Origin of the sequence: Streptomyces sp. SolWspMP-5a-2, from assembly GCF_900091845.1 — a bacterium.
GTDB classification, from domain to species: domain Bacteria; phylum Actinomycetota; class Actinomycetes; order Streptomycetales; family Streptomycetaceae; genus Streptomyces; species Streptomyces doudnae.
On record NZ_FMCI01000366.1, the window covers coordinates 1 to 20,846 of the forward strand.

Sequence of the window (20,846 nt, forward strand, 5' to 3'; positions counted from 1 at the left end):
GCTGCGGGCGGCGGAGGCCGCACCCGCCCGCCTGCCGACCGGGTCCGCGCTGACGCTGCTGGACGCCGGGCCCGGGGCCGAGATCGAGGCGCTGGCCGCGCTCGCCGACGGCCTGCGCGCCGAGGCCGCCGGGGACGACGTCACGTACGTGGTCACCCGCAACATCAACTTCACCAACGTCTGTTACACCGGCTGCCGCTTCTGCGCCTTCGCCCAGCGGCGCACCGACGCCGACGCGTACACCCTGTCGCTCGACCAGATCGGCACCCGCGCCGAGGAGGCGTGGCGGGTCGGGGCGAGCGAGGTGTGCCTCCAGGGCGGGATCCACCCGGACCTGCCGGGCAGCGCGTACTTCGCCATCGCCGCCGAGGTCAAGCGGCGCGCGCCGGGCCTGCACGTGCACGCCTTCTCGCCGATGGAGGTCGTCAACGGCGCGACCAGGATGGACCTTTCGGTGCGGGAGTGGCTCCAGGCCGCGCGGGAGGCGGGCGTCGACTCGCTGCCCGGCACGGCCGCCGAGATCCTCGACGACGAGGTCCGCTGGATCCTCACCAAGGGCAAGCTCCCCGCGGCCCAGTGGATCGAGGTGGTCACCACCGCCCACGCGCTGGGCATCCCGACGACGGCGACCATGATGTACGGCCATGTGGACACCCCGCGCCACTGGGTCGACCACCTCACGCTGATCGGACGCCTCCAGGAGGAGACGGGAGGCTTCACGGAGTTCGTCCTCCTGCCGTTCGTCCACACCAACTCCCCGGTCTACCTGGCCGGGATCGCCCGACCGGGGCCGACGGTCCTGGAGAACCGGGCGGTGCACGCCCTGGCGCGGATCCTGCTGCACGGCAGGATCGGCAACATCCAGACGAGCTGGGTGAAGCTGGCCCGCGACACGGTCGTCGACGTGCTGCGCGGCGGGGTCAACGACCTCGGCGGCACGCTGATGGAGGAGACGATCAGCAGGATGGCCGGTTCAGGACAGGGCAGCCACCGGAGCGTGGACGACCTGGAGGCGCTGGCCCGCGCGGCCGGCCGCCCGGCCCGGATGCGGACCACCACCTACGGCACCGTCGGCGCGGAACGCGAGGCGACCGCCCGCCTGCACGGCGGGGTGTGGCGACCCCATGCCCCGGCCCTGCCGATTCTCCCCACCTAGGCCGAGCCTCCCGACCCGGGCTGATTCTCCCCACCCGGGCCGCGTCCCGTGTCCGCTGTCCGACTTCGGTCCACCGGCCTCCGTCCACCGTCGTCGGTCCACCGGCCTCCGTCCACCGCCGTCCGTCCACCGACTTTCGTCCACCGTCGTCCGTTCACCGACTTTCGTCCACCGTCGTCCGTTCACCGACTTCCGATCACCGGCCTCCGGGAATTCCGGGCGCGTCCCGCGTTCCTTTTCCCGAGAGTTCAGCGGGGCCGCATTCGCCCGGCCGGGACGGCATTCGGTCCGGTCGCCGAGTCGCATTGCCGTGCGCCCCGACACCCCTCAATCGCCCTTCCCGGAGAGGGAAATGCGGGCCCGACGGGACGACGAGAAGCATTTCGGCCAAACCGTTGACGAGAACTCGACCACCCCTCTAGCGTGAACCATCAGTTCACTCAGCGATCCAGTGGCTGGGTGGCTCGACAGGCCGGCAGAGGCGACGGATTCCCTCCCCGGCCGACACATCCGAAGGATTCGGAGAGTGCCTGAGCATGACCGCGACCAACATCTCTGCGTCACCAAGACCGCCCGCGGCCCGTAACGGACGGACGGACCCCGCACCCCGCGCGCCCGGCCGCGGCGGCTCCCTCCTGCGCCGCCTCACCGACCCGCTCGGCGCCCTCCTCGTCATGGCCGCCCTCGCCTGTCTGTGGGAGGGCTACAAGGCGCTCGGCCGGGCCGTCGGCGACACCGTCCTCGGGATCGGCCTGCCGGTCGCCACCGACGACCTGTCGATGCCGCACCTGTGGACCATCGCGGGCTCGCTCGCCGAGCCCGCCCGCGCGGGCGATCCGACCTCCCTCGCGGTCTACCTGATCGGCGAGACCACCGTGACGCTCCGCGAGGCCCTCTACGGACTGGCGGCCGGATCGCTCCTCGGTCTCGCGCTGGCGGTCCTCTTCCTCCACGTGGCACCCGTGAGCAAGGGCCTGATGCCCTGGCTGGTCGCCTCCCAGACGGTGCCGCTGGTCGCCATCGCCCCGATGATCGTGATCTGGGGCGGCAAGGCCGGGCTGCCGCCGTGGGCCGCGGTCACCGGGATCGCCGCCTACCTCGCCTTCTTCCCGGTCACCATCAACTCCCTGCGCGGCCTGAAGTCCCCGCCCAAGGTCCAGCTCGACTTCATGCGCAGCGTCGGCGCCGGACCGGCCCGGGTCCTGTGGTCGCTGCGGTTCCCCGCGGCCCTCCCGTACGTCTTCGCCGGGCTGCGGCTCGCCGCCACCGCCAGCGTGGTGGGCGCCATCGTGGGGGAGCTGTCGGCGGGCACCGGCCGCGGCATCGGCCGCGCGATCCTCACCTCCGCCTACTACTACTCGAACGGGCCGGAGAAGCTCTACGCCGCCGTCCTCGTCGCCGCGATCGCCGGGATCCTCCTCGTGCAGGTCCTCGCTCTGCTGGAGCGCCTCGCCCTCCGCCACCGGCACGCCCGCTAGGCCGTGTTGCGAACCCACCACCCCAGGAGCCGCTGATGGCCGAGCCCGCAATCATCTCCGTGCGCAAAGTCAACAAAGTCTTCAACGGCGGTTCCGACCGCGCGGTCACCGCCCTGGAGGACATCGACCTGACCATCGGGCGGGGCGAGTTCATCTCCCTGCTGGGGCCCAGCGGCTGCGGCAAGTCCACGCTGCTGCGGGTGATGGCCGACCTCACCGCGCCCACGAGCGGCACCCTGACCGTCAACGGCAAGGCGCCCGGCGCGGCCCGCGCCGACCGCGACTACGGCATGGTCTTCCAGCAGGCCGGGCTCTTCGAGTGGCGCAGCGTCCTGCGCAACGTCGAACTCCCGCTCCAGGTCGCGGGGGCGAAGAAGGAGGTCTACCGGGCCAAGGCCGAGGAGATGCTGGAGCTGGTCCGGCTCCGCGAGTTCGCCGGGCACTACCCCTGGCAGCTCTCCGGCGGCATGCAGCAGCGGGTGGCGATCGCCCGCGCGCTCTCCGCCGACCCCGAGATCCTCTTCATGGACGAACCCCTCGGCGCCCTCGACGAGATGAACCGCGAACGGCTCCAGGGCGAGCTGCTGCGCATCTGGGGCGACGTCCGCACCACCGTCGTCTTCGTCACCCACAGCATCTCCGAGGCGGTGTTCCTCTCCTCGCGGGTGGTGGTGATGTCCGCCAGGCCCGGCCGGGTCGCGGCCTGCATCGACGTGGACCTGCCCTACCCCAGGACCGCCGCGACCCGCACCACGCCGGAGTTCTTCGAGAAGGTCAAGGACGTCCGCCGGGCCCTGCACGAGGCGCCCAGTGAGCGGGCGGCGGCATGAGCGCCCCCGGACTCACGGGCTCCGCCGGGACGACCGGGCCCGCGGCGCGCGCCCTGCGGCTGGTGCCGGTCGCGCTGACCGCCGTCGTCCTGCTCGGCGTGTGGCAGGCGGCGGTGACCCTGTTCGACGTCCCCGCGTTCATCATGCCGACCCCGGTGCGGATCGCCGCGGCGTTCGGGCACGACGTCGGGACGATCATGTCCGCGTCCCTGTCCACCGCGAAGCCGGTCCTGCTCGGCCTGGTCATGGGGTCGCTCGGCGGGATCTGCGTGGCCCTCGCGGTCAGCCGCTTCCCCCGGCTGTCGGGCCCGGTGCTCAACGCCGCCGTCCTGATCAACTGCGCGCCGATCGTGGCCCTCGCGCCCATCTTCAACAACTGGTTCGGCGTGACCAGCCTGCTCTCCAAGGCCGGGGTCGCCGCCGTCATGGTCTTCTTCCCGGTCTTCGTCAACACCACCAGGGGACTGCTCCAGATCGAGCCCCTGCACCTGGAGATCATGGAGTCCCTCGCGGCCCGGCCGCGCCAGGTGTCCCTCCTGCTGCGGCTGCCCAACGCGCTCCCGTTCCTCTTCAACGCGCTGAAGCTCGGCACCACCCTCGCCGTCATCGGCGTGATCGTCAGCGAGTACTTCGGCGGCAGCACCGAGGCGCTCGGCGTGTACATCGCCTACCAGGCCGCCCTTCCCCGGTTCGACTACGCCTGGGCCGGAATTCTCGTCTCCGGCGCGCTCGGACTCGGCCTCTTCGGGGCGGTGACCCTGCTGGAGAGATTCCTCATGCCGTGGCACGAGTCCTTCCACGAGGAAAGCGCCTGACGGCGGCCTCCCGCCCGGACCGCCGTTCCCGCATTCACCGTCACCCTCACCGTCGCATTCACCGGCACGGGCGCGTGCGCATTCCCCCGCGCATTCCGCGCCGCCGTTCACCGGTGCCTCTCACCCGTCCTCTTTCCTTCCCCGCGGAGGTCCACGTGTCCAGAAACCGAGCGCCCCTCTCCAGATCCGTCCGCCGCCCCGCCCGCGTCGCCGCCGGACTCTCGGCCGCCGCGCTGCTGCTCTCCGCCTGCGGCGGCATGTCCGAGTCGACCGGCCCGGCCGCCGCCGGGGCGGGCAAGGACTGCGCGTCGAGGACGAAGGTCCGCGTCGTCCTCCAGTGGGTCGCGCAGGCCCAGTTCGCCGGGTACTACGCGGCGAAGGAGAAGGGCTTCTACGACAAGGCGTGCCTCGACGTGACGATCCAGGAGGGCGGGGTGAACATCGTGCCCCAGCAGGTCCTGTCGGCCGGCAACGCCGAGTTCGCCGTCTCCCACGTCACCAAGACCATGGTCACCCGCGAACAGGGCGCCGACCTGGTCAACATCGGCCAGGAGTTCCAGCGCGGCGCCTACCTCCAGGTCGCCTGGGCCGACTCCGGCATCAAGACCCTCGCCGACCTCAAGGGCAAGCGGGTCGGCAGCTGGGGCTACGGCAACGAGCTGACCCTCTTCGCGGCGATGCGCGGCTCCGGCGTCGACCCCAAGAAGGACGCCAAGATCATCCAGCAGCCCTTCGACATGTCGCTGCTGCTCAAGCACGAGGTCGACGCGGCCCAGGCCAAGACCTTCAACGAGTACGCGCAGCTCCTGGAGAGCACCGACCCCAAGACCGGAAAGCTCTACCGCCCCTCGGACTTCGTCGCGATCAACCTCCAGGACGCCGGCTACCAGAGCCTGGAGGACGGCGTCTACGCCCGGGACGGCTGGCTGTCGAAGAAGGCCAACCAGGAGACCGCCGTCAAGTTCCTCAAGGCCACCTACGAGGGCTGGGGGTACTGCCGCGACGAACTGGAGGGCTGCGTCGACATCGTCCTGAAGAACGGCAGCGCGCTCGGCAAGGGCCACCAGACGTGGATGCTCAACGAGGTCAACAAGCTCGTCTGGCCCGCCGAGAACGGCGTCGGCATGATGGACAAGGCCGCCTGGGACCAGACCATCGACATCGCGGTCAAGGCCGGACTCCTCAAGAAGCGGCCCACGGCGGGCGCCTACCGCACCGACCTGACCGAGCGCGCCCTCAAGGAACTCGAGGCCGACGGATTCGACACCACGGGAGCCTCCTACCGGCCGACGGAGGTCACCGTCACGGCCGGCGGCAGATAGCCGCGCCCGCGGCGCCCCGGGGGTGCGCCGGGCCGGGCGGTACGGCACAGCCGGACCGGGCCCGCCTGCCAGGATGGTCGTACCGCCCGCAGTGATCTCGACGTGACAGACGGAGGAACAATGGCACCCAGTGAAGCAGGGCTCGTCCGCAGGACGATCTGGCTGCTGCGCACGGTCGCGGCCCACCCGGAAGGGGTCGGACTCAGCGAGATCGCGCGGGAGTCCGGCATCCCCAAGGCCACCTGCTACCGGGTCCTCACCGTCCTCGAACGCGAGAGCTGGCTGACCCTGGACCCGGTCACCCGCCGCTACCGCGTCTCGCTCGGCCTGCTGTCCATCGTCGGCGGACTCCTCGACGGCGGCGGCGCCTACGGGCACATGCGGGACGTGCTGCGCGACCTGGCCAAGGAGACCAAGGAGACCGCCGGGTTCGACGTGCTGCTCGCGCCCAAGGTCATGGTCGTCGCCCAGGTGCCGGGACCGTCCCTGATCGGGCAGACCCTCAAACCCGTCCCCAGGACCCAGCCCGTCTGGGCCACCTCCACCGGCAAGGTCCTGCTCAGCGCCCTCGAACCGGAGACCGTACGGGCCGAGTTCGGCGAGGAGTTCGACGCCCACGCGCCCGAACAGCTCGGCGGGCTCGACGCGTTCATCGACTCCATGGCCGAGGTCAGGACCCGCGGCTACGCCTCCGCCTACGACGAACTGGAGCTGGGCGCGGCCTCCGTCGCCGCCCCCGTCCGCGTCGGCCAGGCCACCACCTACGCCGTCTGGATCGGCGGCCCCACCTACCGGCTGACCCGCTCGCGCATCGACGAGGTGGCCGAGCCCGTCATGAAGGCGGCCCGCCAGCTCGGCGACCTGCTGAGCGTCACCGGCATCGAACTGCCCACCACGGCAGCGGAGTTCTAGGCGATGCCGTTACCCGAGCCCACCCGTCCACCCGGACGGGCACCCCCGGCCCCACCGCCGAGCGGCGGCAGCGGCCCGACCGAGGAGAGAGACCATGGCTGCACTCCAGGAGCGGCTCAGAGCCGCCCGCGAGGTCGCGGACCGGACCCCCAAGGGCCTCTGCGTCGACGGCGAATGGCGCGCGCCCCGCGGCGGCGCCACCCTCCCCGTCGAGGACCCGGCCACCGGCACGGTGATCGCCGAGGTCGCCGACGCCCGTGCGGCGGACGCCACCGACGCCCTCGACGCCGCGGTGCGGGCCCAGGCGTCCTGGGCCGCGACGCCGCCGCGCGAACGCGGCGAGGTGCTGCGCCGGGCCTTCGAGACGGTCATGGCCCGCAGGGACGACCTGGCCGCGCTGATGACCCTGGAGATGGGCAAGCCGTTCGCCGAGTCGCAGGCGGAGGTGGCCTACGCCGCCGAGTTCCTGCGCTGGTTCTCCGAGGAGGCCGTGCGGATCGACGGCGGCTACCTCATCGCCCCCGGCGGCGGCTCCCGGGTGGTGACGATGCGTCAGCCGGTGGGCCCCTGCCTCCTGATCACCCCGTGGAACTTCCCGATGGCGATGGGCACCCGGAAGATCGGCCCCGCGCTCGCCGCCGGATGCACGGTCGTCGTCAAACCGGCCAAGCAGACACCGCTGTCGATGCTGGCCCTGGTGGACATCCTGCGCGAGGCGGGAGCGCCCCCCGGCGTGGTGAACGTCTTCACCACCGACCGCTCCGGCGAGGTCACCGACCACCTGCTGCGCGATCCCCGGCTGCGGAAGCTCTCCTTCACCGGCTCCACCGAGGTCGGCCGCGCGCTGCTCGCCGCCGCGTCCAGGAACGTCCTGCGCACCTCCATGGAACTGGGCGGCAACGCCCCCTTCCTGGTCTTCGCCGACGCCGACCTGGACGCGGCCGTGGAAGGCGCCTTCCAGGCGAAGATGCGCAACACCGGTGAGGCGTGCACCGCCGCCAACCGCTTCTACGCGCACTCCTCGATCGCCGGTGAGTTCGGCCGCAGGCTCGCCGACCGGCTGGCCGCGCTGCCCGTCGGACACGGACTCGACCCCGCCACCCGGGTCGGCCCGCTGATCGACGCGAAGGCGGTGCGCAACGTCACCGCCCTGATCGACGACGCCACCGAGGCCGGCGCCGAGACGCTCACCGGGGACCGGCCCGTCCCGGGGGAGGGCCACTTCCTCGCGCCGACCGTGCTGGGCGGCGTGCCGCTCGGGGCGCGCGCCCTCACCGAGGAGATCTTCGGCCCGGTCGCGCCGATCGTCCCCTTCGACGACGAGGACACGGCTGTGGCCCTCGCCAACGACTCCGAGTACGGTCTTGCGGGCTACCTGTTCACCGAGAACCTCGACCGCGGGCTGCGGGTGAGCGAACGGCTGGAGTGCGGGATGGTCGGGCTCAACCAGGGCATCATCTCCAACCCCGCCGCGCCCTTCGGCGGGGTCAAGCACTCCGGGCTCGGCCGGGAGGGCGGCGCGGTGGGCATCGACGAGTACCTCGGCGTCAAATACCTCGCGATCAAGGCGGCACCGTGACGGACTTCATCCTGGCGGGCATCCAGTTCGAACCCGTCCTCGGCGACCCCGCGGCCAACATCGCGGCGTCCTCCCGGCTCGTCCGCGAGGCGGCGGCGGGCGGGGCGCGGCTGGTCGTCCTGCCCGAGGCGGCCTCCGCCGGGTACATGTTCGCCGACCGGGCCGACGCCCGCAGGCACGCCGAGCCGGTCCCGGGCGGGCCCGTCTCCTCCGCCTGGGCCGCGCTCGCCGCCGAACTCGACCTGTGGATCGTCGCCGGGATCACCGAACTCGCGGGCGGCAAGGTGTACAACGCGGCCGTCCTGATCGGGCCGGAGGGGCACGCCGGAACCTTCCGCAAGGCGCACCTGTGGAACGCCGAGAAGGAGCTGTACGACCGTCAGGAGGACGGCTTCCCCGTCTTCCGCACGCCGCTGGGCAACATCGCCGTCGGCATCTGCTACGACGCCTGGTTCCCGGAGACCTTCCGCAGCGCCGCGCTCGGCGGCGCCGACCTGCTCGCCCTCCCCTCGAACTGGGTGCCCGTCCCGGGACAGCCCGACGACGTCCCGGCCATGGCCAACCTGATGTGCATCACCGGGGCGCACAGCAACCAGCTCTACGTCGCCGGGGTCAGCCGGGTCGGCACCGAGCGCGACCAGCCCTTCGTCGGCCGGTCGCTGATCGTGGGCCCGGACGGCTGGCCGCTGGCCGGACCGGCGGACGGCGAGGGGGAGGCCGTCCTCCTGGCGCGGGTGGACCTGATCGGCTCCCGCGCGCAGCGGCTCGGCAACCCCTTCAACCAGCCGCTCGCCGACCGGCGCACCGACGTCTACCGCACCGGCGACTTCCGCCCCGGCCCGCCCGAAGGCGCCGTCTGAGCGGGTCCGGGAGCCCCGGCCGCGTCCGGCACATCCGCCCGGACGCACCGGAGCGGGACAACACGCGCATCCATTGACACAAGGACATCGCCGGCCGGAGACTTCTGCCTCCGGATGGACCCACGGTTCACTGAACGGACCCCGGCTATGCGAGCGATCGAGCGCGTCGACGAACAGGTGGAGCTGACCGACCCGAGCGGCATCCGGGCGAGCCCGCTCAGCAACGAGGACCTGGCGCCCGTGCCGCTGGCCCGCAGGACCTGGACCACCTACAACTACGCGGCGCTCTGGATGGGCATCGCCCACGGCATCCCCACGTACTACCTCTCCAGCGGGCTCATCGACCTCGGGATGAGCTGGTACCAGGCGGTCATGACCATCGCCCTGGGCAATGTGATCGTCCTGGTCCCCATCCTGCTCAACAGCCACGGCGGCGCCAAGTACGGCATCCCCTACCCCGTCCTGTCCCGCGCCGCCTTCGGCACCCTCGGCGCCAACGTGCCCGCCCTGCTCCGCGCCCTCTCCGCGTGCGGCTGGTTCGGCATCCAGACGTGGGTCGGCGGCGAGGCCGTCTACACCCTCACCGGTGCCTTCGCCGGGGACTCCTGGATCCACGCGGGCGAGGTGGCGGGGCACCCGAAGACGCTGTGGCTCTCCTTCGCGCTGTTCTGGCTCCTGCAGATCGCCCTCATCGTCCGGGGCGTCGAATCCATCCGGCGCTTCGAGAACTGGTCGGCGCCGCTCGTCCTGGTCGTCGCCGCGTTCCTGCTGGTCTGGACGGCCGTCCGGGCGGGCGGCCTCGGCCCGCTCGCCGCCGCGCCCTCCCGGCTCGGCTGGGGCACCGACTTCTGGGTGCTGTTCGCGCCGTCGCTGATGGGGATGATCGCCTACTTCGCCACGATGTCCGTCAACATCGCGGACTTCACCCGCTTCGCCAGGGGCCAGCGGGAGCAGGTCGTCGGACAGGCGCTGGGGCTGCCGATCACGATGACCCTGTTCTCCACGATCGGCGCCCTCACCACGTCGGCCACCGTCGCCGTCTACGGGCAGGCCGTCTGGGACCCGATCGACCTGGTCAGCCGGTTCTCCAACCCGTTCGTCGTCCTGTTCGCGCTGCTGTGCGTCGTCGTGGCCACCGTCGCCGTCAACGTCGCGGCCAACACGGTCGGTCCGGCCTACGACTTCTCCAACGTCCTTCCGCGGTACGTGAGTTTCCGCACCGGCGGGATCATCGCCGGGGTCGTCGGCGTCCTGATGCAGCCCTGGCGGCTGCTCTCCTCGCCCGAGCTGTACATCTTCACCTGGCTCGGGGTGACCGGCGCCTTCCTCGGCGCCATCGCCGGGATCCTGACCGCGGACTACTGGCTGCTGCGCCGGCGCGTGCTCGACCTCGAGGGGCTGTACACGCGCGGCGGGCCGTACGAGTACGCGCAGGGCTTCAACTGGCGCCCGCTCGCGACCCTGGCCGTCGTCGTGCTCCTCGCCCTCGGCGGCGCGTACTCCGAGAACGGGGAGGGCCCCTTCCCCGCCGAGGGGTACGTCCCGTTCCTCAAGCCGCTGTTCGACTACAACTGGGCCGTCGCGTTCCTCGGCGGGATCGCCCTCCACACGGCGTTCAGCAGGCTCTTCCCGGTCCGCGCGCGCCGCCCCGCCGCGCGGGAGGGCGAGCGGGTCGCGGGCTGAGCGGGACGGCGCCGGCACGGCCGTGCGCGGTCCCGCGGGGCACCGGCGGATGTCCGACCCAGCGCCGGGCGGGCGGGCGAACCCGCCCTGCCGAGGCGCCTCGCGCGCCCCCGCGCACGCTCTGCCCGGCGCCGTCCCGGGCGTCCGAGAGTGGAGGCAGCCGTCGTCGGGGGACGCCGACGACGCACCCAGCGACAAGCGACAAGGGAACGATCTCCATGCGCCGTGTCACCTCACTCGTCATCACCTCGCTCGCCCTCGTGGCGGCGCTCGGCACAGCCCCCGCCGTGTCCGCCGCCCCCGCACCCGCCCCCGCGGCCCCCGCCGCCGCGGCCTACCGCTGCGACCCGGGCCACTTCTGCATCTACAGCGGCTGGGACGGCACCGGCCAGCGCTGCCAGTGGACGTCGTCGCGGGTGGCGAACACCGCCGACGCGTGCGGCTTCATCCGGCGCGGCAGGAACGTCCGCTCCCTGTGGAACAGCACGGGACACCGCGTCGAGTACTTCCGGCAGACCAACTTCCACGGCCGGATCGGCTCCACGCGCGCGGGGCGCGGCGGCAACCTCCAGGGCGACTACCGCATCCACTCCTTCAAGAAGCAGTAGGAGCGGCCCGCTCCGGCACCGACGGCGGTGCCGGATTGTCGGGCGCCGGTCCCGTGGAGCGGTGCCCGACAGGCGCCTGACGGGGCGACGCCACCCTTCCGGCTCATCAGCGCAGGCGCCGGAGCGCGGGCGGGGATGTGATGGGAACGTCCCCGCAAGCAGTTCCACGGAGGTACTCCATGCGTATGCGTTCCCTGGCCACGACCGCCGCTCTGGCGGGCGCTCTGACACTCCTCGGTGCCACAGCGGCCCAGGCCGACCCCGACCCCACCGTCGGCACGGCGGTCGGCAGCCCCGGCGTCCTGTCCGGTGACGTCATCCAGGTCCCGATCCACATCCCGGTCAACCTGTGCGGCAACAGCATCGACGTCGTCGGCCTGCTGAACCCCGCTGTCGGCAACGCCTGCTCCAACGGCTGATCCAGGCCGGCTCCCGAGCCGGGACCTGCCAGGCCCCGCCGAGTCCTCGGACCCGGCGGGGCCTTCCCGCGCGCTGGATGAGACGCGGGTTGTGGGGCAGGCTTGTGGCGTCCGCCCCGGCCCCGGCAGGAACCCATGGATTTCGCAGCCACACCCGATACGCCCCCGCCCGACCCGGCCCCCGCCGCCGACCGCGAAGTGCGCCGCCTGGAGACGGAGGTCGCGCAACTGCACGAGGCGGTGGCCTCGCACGCCGTCGTCGACCAGGCGATCGGTGTCGTCGTCGCGCTGGCGAAGACCACGCCCGCCGACGGGTTCCAGGTGCTGCGGGAGATCTCCCAGCACACAAACGTCAAGCTCCGCGCGGTCGCCGGTCACCTCATCGCCTGGACCCAGGGCCGACCCCTGCCCCCGGACGTGGCCCAGGCCCTGGACGCGGTCCTGCGCCGCGTCACCCCTCACCCACCCGAGGCAGACCCGCCCGGGGACACGGAGTGAGGGGGGCGGGCCGGACGGGAAGGGGTCAGGACTTGGTCTCGCCGAGTCCGGCGATGTAGTCCTGGGCCTTGTCCACGGCCGTGTCGATCTTGTCGGAGTGCTTGCCGTCGGTCTTGTCGTCGATGAAGTCGCCGACCTTCTCCAGGCCGTCCGAGATCTTGTCGCCGTGGTCCTCGGCGATGTCCTCGATCTTGTCCTTGATGTTCTTGAGCTGCTCGAACATGCGAACCTATTCCTCTACAGGGCTGTAGTAGCAGGTGGGTCGCAATGATCGCACCGGGGCCGGGGCGGCTGTCCAGTCCGCCCGCGGCCGTCCGGGGGGCGGCCGTCGGCGTCAGCGGCGGGCGAGACGGCGCTCGCCGCCCGCGCCGGTCGTGTACTCCAGGCCGTAGTGGGTGAAGACGGCCGGTTCGTCGGTCGCCAGCAGCTCTCCGTCGGTGTCGATCGACGGGGCCTGTTTCACCAGGTCCTTGTCGTGGGCGACGGTCAGGCTGCCGGGGTTGACGGTCGCGCCGGTCAGCGGCACGAACACCAGCCGGCGGCGGCCGAGGAGCCCCACCGTCACGGTGGCGAAGGACGGCTCGTCGGTCGCCGTGTCGACGTAGACGGACTCCAGGACGCCGATCTTGTGGCCGCCGCGGTCGACCACGTCGTGGCCTCGCCAGTCACGGATGTCGCCTGCTTCGAACATGGTGGACCTCCTGAACCATGAGTACCCCTGATCACGTCCCTGATACCTGGGCGGACGGCGGCCCGGGGCGGCATTAAGAACGCGTAAAGATTGCCGGGATCAGGCAATGTCCCCGACCGCCCGCTCATGTGAACATGCTCATGCCGACGGGGGAAGAGCAAGGAAGGGCGGTGGATGACATGACCTGGTTTCTCGGTCTGGGCATCGCGGGGGTCGTCCTCCTTGCTCTGTCGGTCGTCCTCGACGGGCTGCTCGAAGGTCTCTTCGACGGCCTCTTCGACGGACTGCTGTCCCTCCCGGTGATCGCCGGGTTCGTCTCGATGCTCGGGTTCTCCGGAGCGATCGTGCTGGGCACCACCGGCCTGGGCACCCCGGGCGCCGTCGCCGTCGGGATACCGGCCGGGGCCGCCGCGGGCTGGGCCGCGTACCGGCTCAGCCGGGCCCTGATGGACGACAGTTCGGGAGCCGCGCCGAACGGCTCCGACCTGGTCGGCTCGGCCGGTTCCGTGGTGACCGCCATCCCCGCCGGTGGATACGGCGAGGTGCTCGTGCGGCTGGCCGGGCAACCGGTGAAGTTCGCCGCCCGCAGCGAGGTCCCGGTCGCCCGCGGCACCGAGATCTGGGTCGACCGCACGCTCTCCCATACGGCCGTCTCCGTCCGCCCGGTCGAGCACTGACCTGACGGCGGGGACCCGAACGGCAACCGGGAGCACCCGGCAGGACCCGGCGGGGACCACCCGTTCGGCCGAGGACTCCGCACCGTACGGAGCCCTGAGCCACCACCCGCGGCCCCGGCCGCGACCGCCCGCCCACCCGCGGACCCCGACCGGAACCCGCCCGGTCATCCGCGGACCCGACCGGACCCGTCCGGCCGGCCACCGACCCGATCGGGGTCCGACCGCCACCGCAGGCGCGGTGCCGCCCGCCCCCGGTCCGTACGCAGTACCGAAGCGCGGTCCTCGTTCAGGGAGGGCCGAGGGGAGACCACATGAGTCCAGTCATCATCGCCGTCGTCGGAGTCGTCGTACTCCTCGTCCTGATCGCGCTCGTCGTCGCCAGCCGCTACAAGGTGGCCGGGCCCAGCGAGGCGTTCATCGTCACCGGCAGACGCGGCAAGAAGTCCACCGACCCCGAGACCGGGCGGATCTTCACCGACAACAGCGGCCAGAAGGTCGTGGTCGGCGGCGGCGTCTTCGTCGTCCCGTTCGTGCAGCAGAAGTTCACCCTCGACCTGTCCTCCCGGCACATCCCGGTCGCCGTGCGCGGCGCGGTCACCCTGCGCGGGGTCAAGGCCAACCTCGACGGCGTCGCCATCGTCAAGGTCGGCGGCACCGAGGACTCCATCAGGGCCGCCGCCCAGCGCTTCCTGATGCAGCAGGAGGGCATCGTCGGCTTCACCCAGGAAGTGCTCTCCGGCGCGCTGCGGGCCATCGTGGGCCGGATGTCCGTCGAGGACGTCATCCGGGACCGGGCCGCGTTCGCCGGGCAGGTCGCCGAGGAGGCCGAGGCGAGCCTCTCCGGGCAGGGCCTGGTGCTCGACGCCTTCCAGATCCAGGACATCACCACCGAGGGCTCCTACCTGGAGGACCTCGGCCGTCCGGAGGCCGCCCGCGCCAAGCAGGACGCCGACATCGCCGAGGCCGTCGCCCGCCGCGCCGCCGAGCAGGCCCGTCTGAAGGCCGAGGAGGAGATCGCCGTCGCCCAGCGCACGTTCGCGCTGAAGCAGTCGGAGATCAAGGCCGAGACCGACGAGGCGTACGCCCGTGCCGCCGCCGCGGGACCGCTCGCCGACGCGGCCCGGCAGCAGGAGATCCTCGCCGAGCAGGAGAAGGTGGCCGCGGGCCAGGCCGCGCTGACCGACCGTCAGCTCGACACCCAGGTCCGCAAGCCCGCCGACGCCAAGCGCTACGCCGCCGAGCAGGAGGCGGAGGCCCGCCGGGTCTCCCGCGTCAAGCAGGCCGAGGCCGAGCGGCTGGCGGAGATCGCCTCCGCGCAGGCCGAGGCGGAGCGGGCCCGGCTGACCGGTGAGGGCGAGAAGTCCCGCCGCAGCGCGCTCGCCGAGGCGGAGGCCATCGAGGGCCTCAAGCAGGGTGAGTCGGAGCGCGCCCGGCGTGCGGCCATCGCCGAGGCGGTCCGGCTGGAGGGCGAGGCGGAGGCCTCCGCGATCGCCGCCAAGGGCGCGGCCGAGGCCGAGGCCATGCGCAAGAAGGCGGAGGCGTTCGAGCAGTACGGCGACGCGGCCGTCCTCCAGATGCTGATCGAGGTGCTCCCGCAGGTCGTCGCGAAGGCGTCGGAGCCGCTGGGCGCCATCGACAAGATGACGGTCATCTCCACGGACGGCGCGAGCAAGCTGCCGAAGGTGGTCGCCGACAACGTCAGCCAGGGCGTCGAACTCCTCAGCGCCACCACGGGGATCGACATCGCGAAGCTCCTGAAGGGCGTCACCGAGCGTCCGGAGGCGGCCGCTCCCGCCCCGGCGCAGACCGCGCCCAACGGGAAGGTCGAGATCACCGGCTGACCACCGGGCGCCCCCGGGGGGACGGGGGACGGGGGAGACCCCGGGGGCGCCCACGGGGGAACGGGGGAACGGGGGCGCCGGGGTCGGGGGAGTCCGGCGGCGGGGGAGGGCCCGAGGGGGACGGGGGAGGCAGGGGGGAGTCCGGAGGCGGTTGTGGCCGCCGCCGGGCTCCCCCCCCGGTCGTCAGGCAGTATGGACGGGCCCCGTGCGACGGGGTGTCGGAGCGGTGACGGGGGAGGGCGCGTGAACGGGCCGGAGGCAGCCGAGGACTATCTGACCGGCTACGACCAGATCCTCGCCGAGGTCTGCGCGACCGGACGGCGGCTCACCCGCGCGGAGCTGGAGTCGCGGCGGCTGCTGGGGGAGCGGGCCGCCGAGACCGGCATCGGACTGCGGGCCCTGGTCCGCCAGCACCTCGCGGCGACCCGCTCGATATGGCCGACGCTCCGCTCCGTCGACGCCGACCGGGTGCTGGCCGCTGTCGAGCAGTCCATCGACGCCTTCGCCGAGGGCCACGAGCGGGCCCAGAAACTCGCCGTCCGCCGCGAGGAGGCCGCCCGCCGGGAGTTCATCGACGACCTCCTCTACGGCCGCAGCGACCTCGGCAGGCTCGCCGAGCGCGCCGCCCGGTTCGGGCTGCTGCTCACCCGCGCGCACGCCGTCGCCGTCTGCCAGGGCGACGCGCCCCTCGACGACACCGACCCGGCCACCCGCCAGGTCGAGAACGCCCTGGTCGCCCGCTTCAGCGAACGCCGGGTGCTGCTCGCCACCAAGGGCGGCCTGCTGATCTGCATCGCGCCCGGCGACCAGGAGGAGATCCTCACCTTCTTCGCCAAGCTCGCGCACGACGCCACCGGCGGCGGCCGGGTCGCCGTCGGCCGCGCCCACCCCGGGCCCGGCGGCATCGTCCACTCGTACGAGGAGGCGCTGCACACCCTCGACCTGGCCGACCGGCTGGCCCTGGACGCGCCGGTGCTGCACGCCGTCGACCTGCTGGTCTACCCCGTGCTCACCCGGGACCGGCAGGCCATGGCCGACCTGGTGCGCAACACCCTGGGCCCGCTGGAGCACGCCCGCGGCGGCCCGCAGCCCCTGGTCGACACGTTGACGGCGTACTTCGACTCCGGGTGCGTGGCCGCCGAGTCGGCCCGCCGGCTGAAGCTGAGCGTGCGCGCCCTCACCTACCGCCTCGAACGCATCCACACCCTCACCGGAACCAACCCGGCCGACCCCATGCACCGCTTCACCCTCCAGACCGCGGTGATCGGCGCCCGGCTGCTCGGCTGGCCGCAGACCGAGCTGTAGGCCGTCCGGGTGGCGGACCGCGGCTCGCCGCCACCTGGGGCGATCTGTATGCTGGGTGGTCGCGAAGGGGAGTAGCCCCGCAACACCGGTCGTCGACACACTGGAGACCCCGCCAGGGGAATCCCGGTGGCCGGGCCCGCAGAGTCCGTGTGCGGGTGGGCGAGACCTTCGGCCCATGAGTCGATGACGTATGCGCGTCGGCGGGGCCGAAGCTGCCGCCGTCTCCTCGCGGTCGTCCTCGGAAGCCCCCGCCCGTGCGGGAAGGCTGGTCCGGGACCGTGACCCCGCTTCTGCTGTCTCCGCTCGCCCGTGTCGGTGCCGCCCTGCGTGCGCTGAAGTCCGCGGGCGGCCCTGCCGCGCCCGCCGTCGGCTCCGCCCGTCCGGGCCCCCTCACCAGGTACGACCCCGCCTTCGGGGACCCGCGCGGGCATCCGCCGCGCAACGCCTTCGTGCCGGTGCCCGGCTGCTGGGTCTGCGCCCTCCTCGACGACGTCGCCCGTGCCGCCTGGCGCGGCGACGACGGCCTGGGGCCCGCGCAGTGGCTGTCGGTCACCGCCGACGGCATGGGCCACCGGATGCGGGACCACGACGTCCCGCCCGTCCCCTGACCGAACTCCACCCCCCCCGGGCCGCGCGGACGACCCGTGCCCGGCCCACGACAGAAAGCAGCTCAGGGAATGACTCTCGACCCCCTGGCGATCATCACCGCCTTCGGGCTGATCTTCCTCGCCGAACTCCCCGACAAGACCATGTTCGCGTCGCTCGCCATGGGCACCCGGATGCGCCCGCTGTACGTCTGGTTCGGCACCTCCACGGCGTTCATCGTGCACGTCGTGATCGCCGTCGGCGCGGGGAGCCTGCTCGGCCTGCTCCCCGGCATGCTGGTCAAACTGGTCTCCGCCGCCCTGTTCGCGTTCGGCGCGTTCATGCTGCTGCGCTCCGGGGACGACGACGAGGACGAGGAGGGCGGCGGCAAGACCGTCACCGGCTTCTGGCCCGTCTACGGCACCGCCTTCACCGCCGTCTTCATCAGCGAGTGGGGCGACCTCACCCAGATCACCACCGCCAACCTCGCCGCCACCAACGGCTGGCTCTCCACCGCCATCGGCTCCGCCGCGGCCCTCATGTCGGTCTCCGCCCTCGCCCTGCTGGTCGGCCGGTTCATCGCGCAGCGCGTGCCGCTCAGGACCGTCCAGCGGATCGGCGCGGCCTGCATGGCGGCCCTCGCGATCTGGACGCTCGTGGAGGCCTTCACCGCCTGACCCGCGCCCGGCGCGTCCCGCACCCCCGAAGGCCCTGACCCGGCCGCCGCAGCTCCGCTGTGACCCACATCACCGCACCGCGGTGCAGCGTGGGGGCCGGGTCAGGGCCTTTCCCCAGGTGTAAGGAGTCGGCGAGACCAGGGACGGTAAGGATGGGACAGACTCGGACCGCTGAGTTCGAGGAGTTCGCGGCTGCCCGCTGGTCGAGTCTGATCCACCTGGCCCGGCTGCTCACCGGCGGCGACCGGCACCGGGCCGAGGACCTCGTGCAGGAGGCCCTGGTCAAGCTCTGGTTCGCCTGGCCCAAGGTGGCCGACGAGGCGCCCGAGGCCTACGCCCGCAAGGTGATGGTCCGGGCCGCGGCGCGATCGGCGCGGCGCCGCTGGTGGGGCGAACGTCCCGTCGAGCACCTGCCCGACGTGGCGGCCCTCGGGGACGTCTCCACGGCCGTCGCCGAGCGGTCCCGGCTGGAGAGCGCGCTCGCCCGGCTGCCCGCACGGCAGCGGGCCGCCGTCGTCCTGCGCTACTACCAGGATCTGCCGGAGGCGCAGGTCGCCCGGCTGCTCGGCTGCCCGGTCGGCACGGCACGCTCGCACGCCGCGCGCGGGGTGGCCAGGCTGCGTCTGCTCCTGGCCGACGTCATCGAGCCGGTGGGGTGAAGGAGGAGTCATGGATCACTTCGAACGGCAGCTCGCGCAGCTCATGCGCACCACCGAGGAACGCGTCTCCTTCGACCCCCGGCACCGCGACCGGCTCCACGCGGGCGTACGGGCCCGGCGGCGGACGCGCGCCGCGCAGGTCGGCGTCGGCACCCTGCTCGCCGTCGGCGGGCTCGGGCTCGGCCTGTTCCTGCTGCCCGCGGGCACCGACCGGGTGGAGCCCACCGCGCCCCGCCCCGGCCCGGCGTCCGGACCCTCGTCGAGCGAGATCACCGGCCCCTCGCCGACCGGTGAGGCGCCGTCCCCCAGCTGGTCGCCCTCGTTCCGTCCTTCGTTCCCCGGCTCCACCACCAGCGCCCCGCCGGCGACCGGCGACGGCGCGACCTCCACCGGCACCGCGACCTCGGCCACCTCCGGCGTCCCCCAGGGGCCCGGCGGCACGAGCACCTCGGGCACCACCGACCCCACCGGGACCGCCCTGTCGGACCCCGGCACCTCCGCGCCGCCCTCGGGCGAGATCTCCGCCCCGCCCTCCGGAACCTTCGGCTCCGGCTAGCACCCGCCTTCTCCCCGTCCGTCCCGGGCCGCCCGCGCCCCGGGCGCCCTCGGCATGCCCTCCCGCCTCCCGCCCCCTCCACCGCGCACCGTACGAACAAGGACGAACCATGACAGAACCCGGAACGGTGGCCCCCTCGCGTCCCGAGCCGCCGCCCAGGCCCGCGCCGCTGGCGGCCCGCCACACCGCCCCCGTCCTGGACGTCGTCGTCCCGGTGTACAACGAGGCCACCGACCTGGAGGCCGGGGTGCGGCGGCTGCACGCACATCTGCGGGAGACGTTCCCCTACCCGTTCCGGATCACCGTCGCCGACAACGCCAGCACCGACGACACCCCGCTGATCGCCGCCCGGCTGGCCGCCGAACTCCCCGGCACCGACTGGCTGCGGCTCGCCGAGAAGGGGCGCGGCCGGGCCCTGCGCGCCGCCTGGTCGCGCTCGTCGGCGCCGGTCCTCGCCTACGTCGACGTGGACCTCTCCACCGACCTCGCCGCCCTGCTCCCGCTGGTCGCCCCGCTGATCTCCGGACACTCCGACCTCGCCATCGGCACCCGCCTCGCCCCCGGCGCCCGGGTGGTGCGCGGCCCCCGGCGGGAGGTGATCTCCCGTTGCTACAACGCCCTGCTGCGCTCCACCCTCGCGGTGGGCTTCTCCGACGCCCAGTGCGGATTCAAGGCGATCCGGCGCGACGTCGCCGACCGGCTGCTGCCCCTGGTGCGGGACTCCGGGTGGTTCTTCGACACCGAGCTGCTGGTGATCGCGGAGCGGGCCGGACTGCGCATCCACGAGGTGCCGGTCGACTGGGTGGACGACCCCCGCAGCAGCGTCGACCTCGTCGCCACCGCCGTCGCCGACCTGCGCGGCATCGCCCGGGTGGGCCGGGCCCTCGCCGCCGGCCGACTCGACGACGCCCACGGCACCACGACGGGGCCGCCGCCTTCCGGGGTGACCATCCCTGGGCCAGGCATTCCTGGGCCGGGCATACCGAGGCCGGGCATACCCCGGCCGGGCATACCCGGGCCGGATGCTTCCGGGGCGGGGGCTTCCGGGCCGGGCGTCCCCGTGGTGACCGACTCCGCGTCGACCAGCTCCGTGCCGGGTGTCCCCGGGCCGACTGTTCACGGGTCGGGCTTCCCTGGGGCGGGCGGTCCCGTGGCGACCGACTCCGTGCCGAGCGCCCCCGCGCCGACCGACTCCGCGTCGACCGCCCCCGCGCCGCCCCTCCCCGTTCCCGTGTTCCCCGTCCCCGCCCCCACCGCCCCCCTGTTCCCCGTCCCCGGGCGCCTGTCCCGACTTGTTCGCTTCGGGGTTGTCGGGGGCGTGAGCACCGCCGTTCACCTGTTGCTCTTCGCGTTGCTGCGGCCCGCCGCCGGTGCCCAGACCGCCAACGCCGTCGCCCTGCTGCTCTGCGCCGTCGCCAACACCACCGCCAACCGCCGGTTCACCTTCGGGGTGCGCGGCCGTGACGGCATGCTGCGTCACCAGTCGCGCGGGCTCGCCGTGTTCGCGATCGGGCTCGCGCTCACCGCCGGGGCCCTCGCCGCCCTGCACGCCCTCGCGCCCGGCGCGCGGCACACGACCGAACTCGCCGTGCTGGTCGGCGCCAACCTCGCCGCGACCCTGCTGCGCCTCCTCCTCTTCCAGGTCTGGGTGTTCGGCGCCCGGCGCGGCGGACGGACGGGCCGATGAGCGCCGCC

At 73.1% G+C, this 20,846-nt stretch carries 22 protein-coding genes; 20 read left to right on the plus strand and 2 right to left on the minus strand.

Annotated features, from left to right (window positions below; genetic code table 11):
• The 12 genes from cofH to GA0115242_RS36265 all read left to right on the plus strand — a co-directional run.
• The coding region (gene cofH / locus GA0115242_RS36210) for a 5-amino-6-(D-ribitylamino)uracil--L-tyrosine 4-hydroxyphenyl transferase CofH (protein ID WP_107461575.1) at window positions 1–1,156 on the plus strand (1,156 nt) is incomplete at its 5' end.
• A gap of 536 nt (window positions 1,157–1,692) precedes the next feature.
• A complete protein-coding gene (locus GA0115242_RS36215) occupies window positions 1,693–2,634 on the plus strand; it encodes an ABC transporter permease (RefSeq protein ID WP_202556401.1) in 942 nt (313 codons plus the stop codon).
• A gap of 35 nt (window positions 2,635–2,669) precedes the next feature.
• Complete coding sequence (locus tag GA0115242_RS36220) at window positions 2,670–3,464, plus strand: ABC transporter ATP-binding protein (RefSeq protein ID WP_093835899.1); 795 nt, start codon at window positions 2,670–2,672, stop codon at window positions 3,462–3,464.
• Window positions 3,461–4,279, plus strand: a complete 819-nt coding sequence (locus tag GA0115242_RS36225; RefSeq protein ID WP_093835900.1) for an ABC transporter permease — start codon at window positions 3,461–3,463, stop codon at window positions 4,277–4,279. Before GA0115242_RS36220 ends, GA0115242_RS36225 begins: the two co-directional genes overlap by 4 nt.
• 155 nt (window positions 4,280–4,434) lie before the next feature.
• Window positions 4,435–5,601 (plus strand): ABC transporter substrate-binding protein, encoded by a 1,167-nt coding sequence (locus GA0115242_RS36230; RefSeq protein WP_202556403.1) that lies wholly within the window; start codon window positions 4,435–4,437, stop codon window positions 5,599–5,601.
• 120 nt (window positions 5,602–5,721) lie between these two features.
• On the plus strand, window positions 5,722–6,513 hold the full coding sequence (locus GA0115242_RS36235; protein ID WP_093835901.1) for an IclR family transcriptional regulator: 792 nt from the start codon (window positions 5,722–5,724) through the stop codon (window positions 6,511–6,513).
• Between the two features lie 94 nt (window positions 6,514–6,607).
• Window positions 6,608–8,092 (plus strand): NAD-dependent succinate-semialdehyde dehydrogenase, encoded by a 1,485-nt coding sequence (locus tag GA0115242_RS36240; RefSeq protein WP_093835902.1) that lies wholly within the window; start codon window positions 6,608–6,610, stop codon window positions 8,090–8,092.
• Window positions 8,089–8,952 carry a nitrilase family protein gene (locus tag GA0115242_RS36245; RefSeq protein WP_218088662.1) on the plus strand — a complete coding sequence of 288 codons (864 nt, stop codon included), beginning with the start codon at window positions 8,089–8,091 and terminating at the stop codon, window positions 8,950–8,952. Before GA0115242_RS36240 ends, GA0115242_RS36245 begins: the two co-directional genes overlap by 4 nt.
• Before the next feature lie 147 nt (window positions 8,953–9,099).
• Window positions 9,100–10,635 carry an NCS1 family nucleobase:cation symporter-1 gene (locus GA0115242_RS36250; RefSeq protein ID WP_237549522.1) on the plus strand — a complete coding sequence of 512 codons (1,536 nt, stop codon included), beginning with the start codon at window positions 9,100–9,102 and terminating at the stop codon, window positions 10,633–10,635.
• Window positions 10,636–10,853: 218 nt separating this feature from the next.
• On the plus strand, window positions 10,854–11,243 hold the full coding sequence (locus tag GA0115242_RS36255; protein WP_093835904.1) for a peptidase inhibitor family I36 protein: 390 nt from the start codon (window positions 10,854–10,856) through the stop codon (window positions 11,241–11,243).
• 179 nt (window positions 11,244–11,422) lie between these two features.
• The gene (locus GA0115242_RS36260) at window positions 11,423–11,662 is read left to right on the plus strand and encodes a chaplin (protein WP_093835905.1); all 240 of its coding nucleotides are present in this window, start codon (window positions 11,423–11,425) and stop codon (window positions 11,660–11,662) included.
• A 135-nt stretch (window positions 11,663–11,797) separates the two neighbouring features.
• Window positions 11,798–12,160: an ANTAR domain-containing protein gene (locus GA0115242_RS36265; protein WP_093835906.1), complete on the plus strand. Its 363-nt coding sequence runs from the start codon at window positions 11,798–11,800 to the stop codon at window positions 12,158–12,160.
• Window positions 12,161–12,185: 25 nt separating this feature from the next.
• Here GA0115242_RS36265 and GA0115242_RS36270 read toward each other — a convergent pair whose 3' ends face one another.
• Both GA0115242_RS36270 and GA0115242_RS36275 read right to left on the minus strand, forming a co-directional pair.
• Complete coding sequence (locus tag GA0115242_RS36270; protein WP_093835907.1) at window positions 12,186–12,383, minus strand: antitoxin; 198 nt, start codon at window positions 12,381–12,383, stop codon at window positions 12,186–12,188.
• A gap of 111 nt (window positions 12,384–12,494) precedes the next feature.
• Window positions 12,495–12,851 (minus strand): PRC-barrel domain-containing protein, encoded by a 357-nt coding sequence (locus GA0115242_RS36275; RefSeq protein ID WP_093835908.1) that lies wholly within the window; start codon window positions 12,849–12,851, stop codon window positions 12,495–12,497.
• Between the two features lie 179 nt (window positions 12,852–13,030).
• Here GA0115242_RS36275 and GA0115242_RS36280 point away from each other — a divergent pair, with 179 nt between their 5' ends.
• The 8 genes from GA0115242_RS36280 (at window position 13,031) to GA0115242_RS42135 (ending at window position 20,838) form a co-directional block, all read left to right on the plus strand.
• Window positions 13,031–13,528: a hypothetical protein gene (locus tag GA0115242_RS36280; protein ID WP_093835909.1), complete on the plus strand. Its 498-nt coding sequence runs from the start codon at window positions 13,031–13,033 to the stop codon at window positions 13,526–13,528.
• A gap of 311 nt (window positions 13,529–13,839) precedes the next feature.
• A complete protein-coding gene (locus tag GA0115242_RS36285) occupies window positions 13,840–15,369 on the plus strand; it encodes an SPFH domain-containing protein (RefSeq protein ID WP_093835910.1) in 1,530 nt (509 codons plus the stop codon).
• 243 nt (window positions 15,370–15,612) lie between these two features.
• A complete protein-coding gene (locus GA0115242_RS36290; protein ID WP_256089837.1) occupies window positions 15,613–16,674 on the plus strand; it encodes a PucR family transcriptional regulator in 1,062 nt (353 codons plus the stop codon).
• 278 nt (window positions 16,675–16,952) lie between these two features.
• Window positions 16,953–17,282, plus strand: a complete 330-nt coding sequence (locus GA0115242_RS36295; protein WP_141721886.1) for a hypothetical protein — start codon at window positions 16,953–16,955, stop codon at window positions 17,280–17,282.
• 69 nt (window positions 17,283–17,351) lie between these two features.
• Entirely contained in the window at window positions 17,352–17,936 is a 585-nt protein-coding gene (locus GA0115242_RS36300) for a TMEM165/GDT1 family protein (RefSeq protein WP_093835913.1), read from the plus strand.
• A 152-nt stretch (window positions 17,937–18,088) separates the two neighbouring features.
• A complete protein-coding gene (locus tag GA0115242_RS36305; RefSeq protein WP_093835914.1) occupies window positions 18,089–18,595 on the plus strand; it encodes a SigE family RNA polymerase sigma factor in 507 nt (168 codons plus the stop codon).
• 10 nt (window positions 18,596–18,605) lie between these two features.
• Complete coding sequence (locus GA0115242_RS36310) at window positions 18,606–19,151, plus strand: hypothetical protein (protein WP_093835915.1); 546 nt, start codon at window positions 18,606–18,608, stop codon at window positions 19,149–19,151.
• 109 nt (window positions 19,152–19,260) lie between these two features.
• On the plus strand, window positions 19,261–20,838 hold the full coding sequence (locus GA0115242_RS42135) for a bifunctional glycosyltransferase family 2/GtrA family protein (RefSeq protein ID WP_237549523.1): 1,578 nt from the start codon (window positions 19,261–19,263) through the stop codon (window positions 20,836–20,838).
• Window positions 20,839–20,846: the final 8 nt, after the last annotated feature.

Bases quoted from the DNA above. Each gene is read 5' to 3' on its own strand.
- GA0115242_RS36255 (WP_093835904.1), top strand. From the start codon at position 10,854: ATGCGCCGTGTCACCTCACTCGTCATCACCTCGCTCGCCCTCGTGGCG.
- GA0115242_RS36220 (WP_093835899.1), top strand. From the start codon at position 2,670: ATGGCCGAGCCCGCAATCATCTCCGTGCGCAAAGTCAACAAAGTCTTC.
- GA0115242_RS36240 (WP_093835902.1), top strand. From the start codon at position 6,608: ATGGCTGCACTCCAGGAGCGGCTCAGAGCCGCCCGCGAGGTCGCGGAC.
- GA0115242_RS36275 (WP_093835908.1), bottom strand. From the start codon at position 12,851: ATGTTCGAAGCAGGCGACATCCGTGACTGGCGAGGCCACGACGTGGTC.
- GA0115242_RS42135 (WP_237549523.1), top strand. From the start codon at position 19,261: ATGACAGAACCCGGAACGGTGGCCCCCTCGCGTCCCGAGCCGCCGCCC.
- GA0115242_RS36285 (WP_093835910.1), top strand. From the start codon at position 13,840: ATGAGTCCAGTCATCATCGCCGTCGTCGGAGTCGTCGTACTCCTCGTC.
- GA0115242_RS36215 (WP_202556401.1), top strand. From the start codon at position 1,693: ATGACCGCGACCAACATCTCTGCGTCACCAAGACCGCCCGCGGCCCGT.
- GA0115242_RS36250 (WP_237549522.1), top strand. From the start codon at position 9,100: ATGCGAGCGATCGAGCGCGTCGACGAACAGGTGGAGCTGACCGACCCG.
- GA0115242_RS36300 (WP_093835913.1), top strand. From the start codon at position 17,352: ATGACTCTCGACCCCCTGGCGATCATCACCGCCTTCGGGCTGATCTTC.
- GA0115242_RS36280 (WP_093835909.1), top strand. From the start codon at position 13,031: ATGACCTGGTTTCTCGGTCTGGGCATCGCGGGGGTCGTCCTCCTTGCT.
- GA0115242_RS36225 (WP_093835900.1), top strand. From the start codon at position 3,461: ATGAGCGCCCCCGGACTCACGGGCTCCGCCGGGACGACCGGGCCCGCG.
- GA0115242_RS36270 (WP_093835907.1), bottom strand. From the start codon at position 12,383: ATGTTCGAGCAGCTCAAGAACATCAAGGACAAGATCGAGGACATCGCC.
- GA0115242_RS36265 (WP_093835906.1), top strand. From the start codon at position 11,798: ATGGATTTCGCAGCCACACCCGATACGCCCCCGCCCGACCCGGCCCCC.
- GA0115242_RS36310 (WP_093835915.1), top strand. From the start codon at position 18,606: ATGGATCACTTCGAACGGCAGCTCGCGCAGCTCATGCGCACCACCGAG.
- GA0115242_RS36260 (WP_093835905.1), top strand. From the start codon at position 11,423: ATGCGTATGCGTTCCCTGGCCACGACCGCCGCTCTGGCGGGCGCTCTG.
- GA0115242_RS36305 (WP_093835914.1), top strand. From the start codon at position 18,089: ATGGGACAGACTCGGACCGCTGAGTTCGAGGAGTTCGCGGCTGCCCGC.
- GA0115242_RS36235 (WP_093835901.1), top strand. From the start codon at position 5,722: ATGGCACCCAGTGAAGCAGGGCTCGTCCGCAGGACGATCTGGCTGCTG.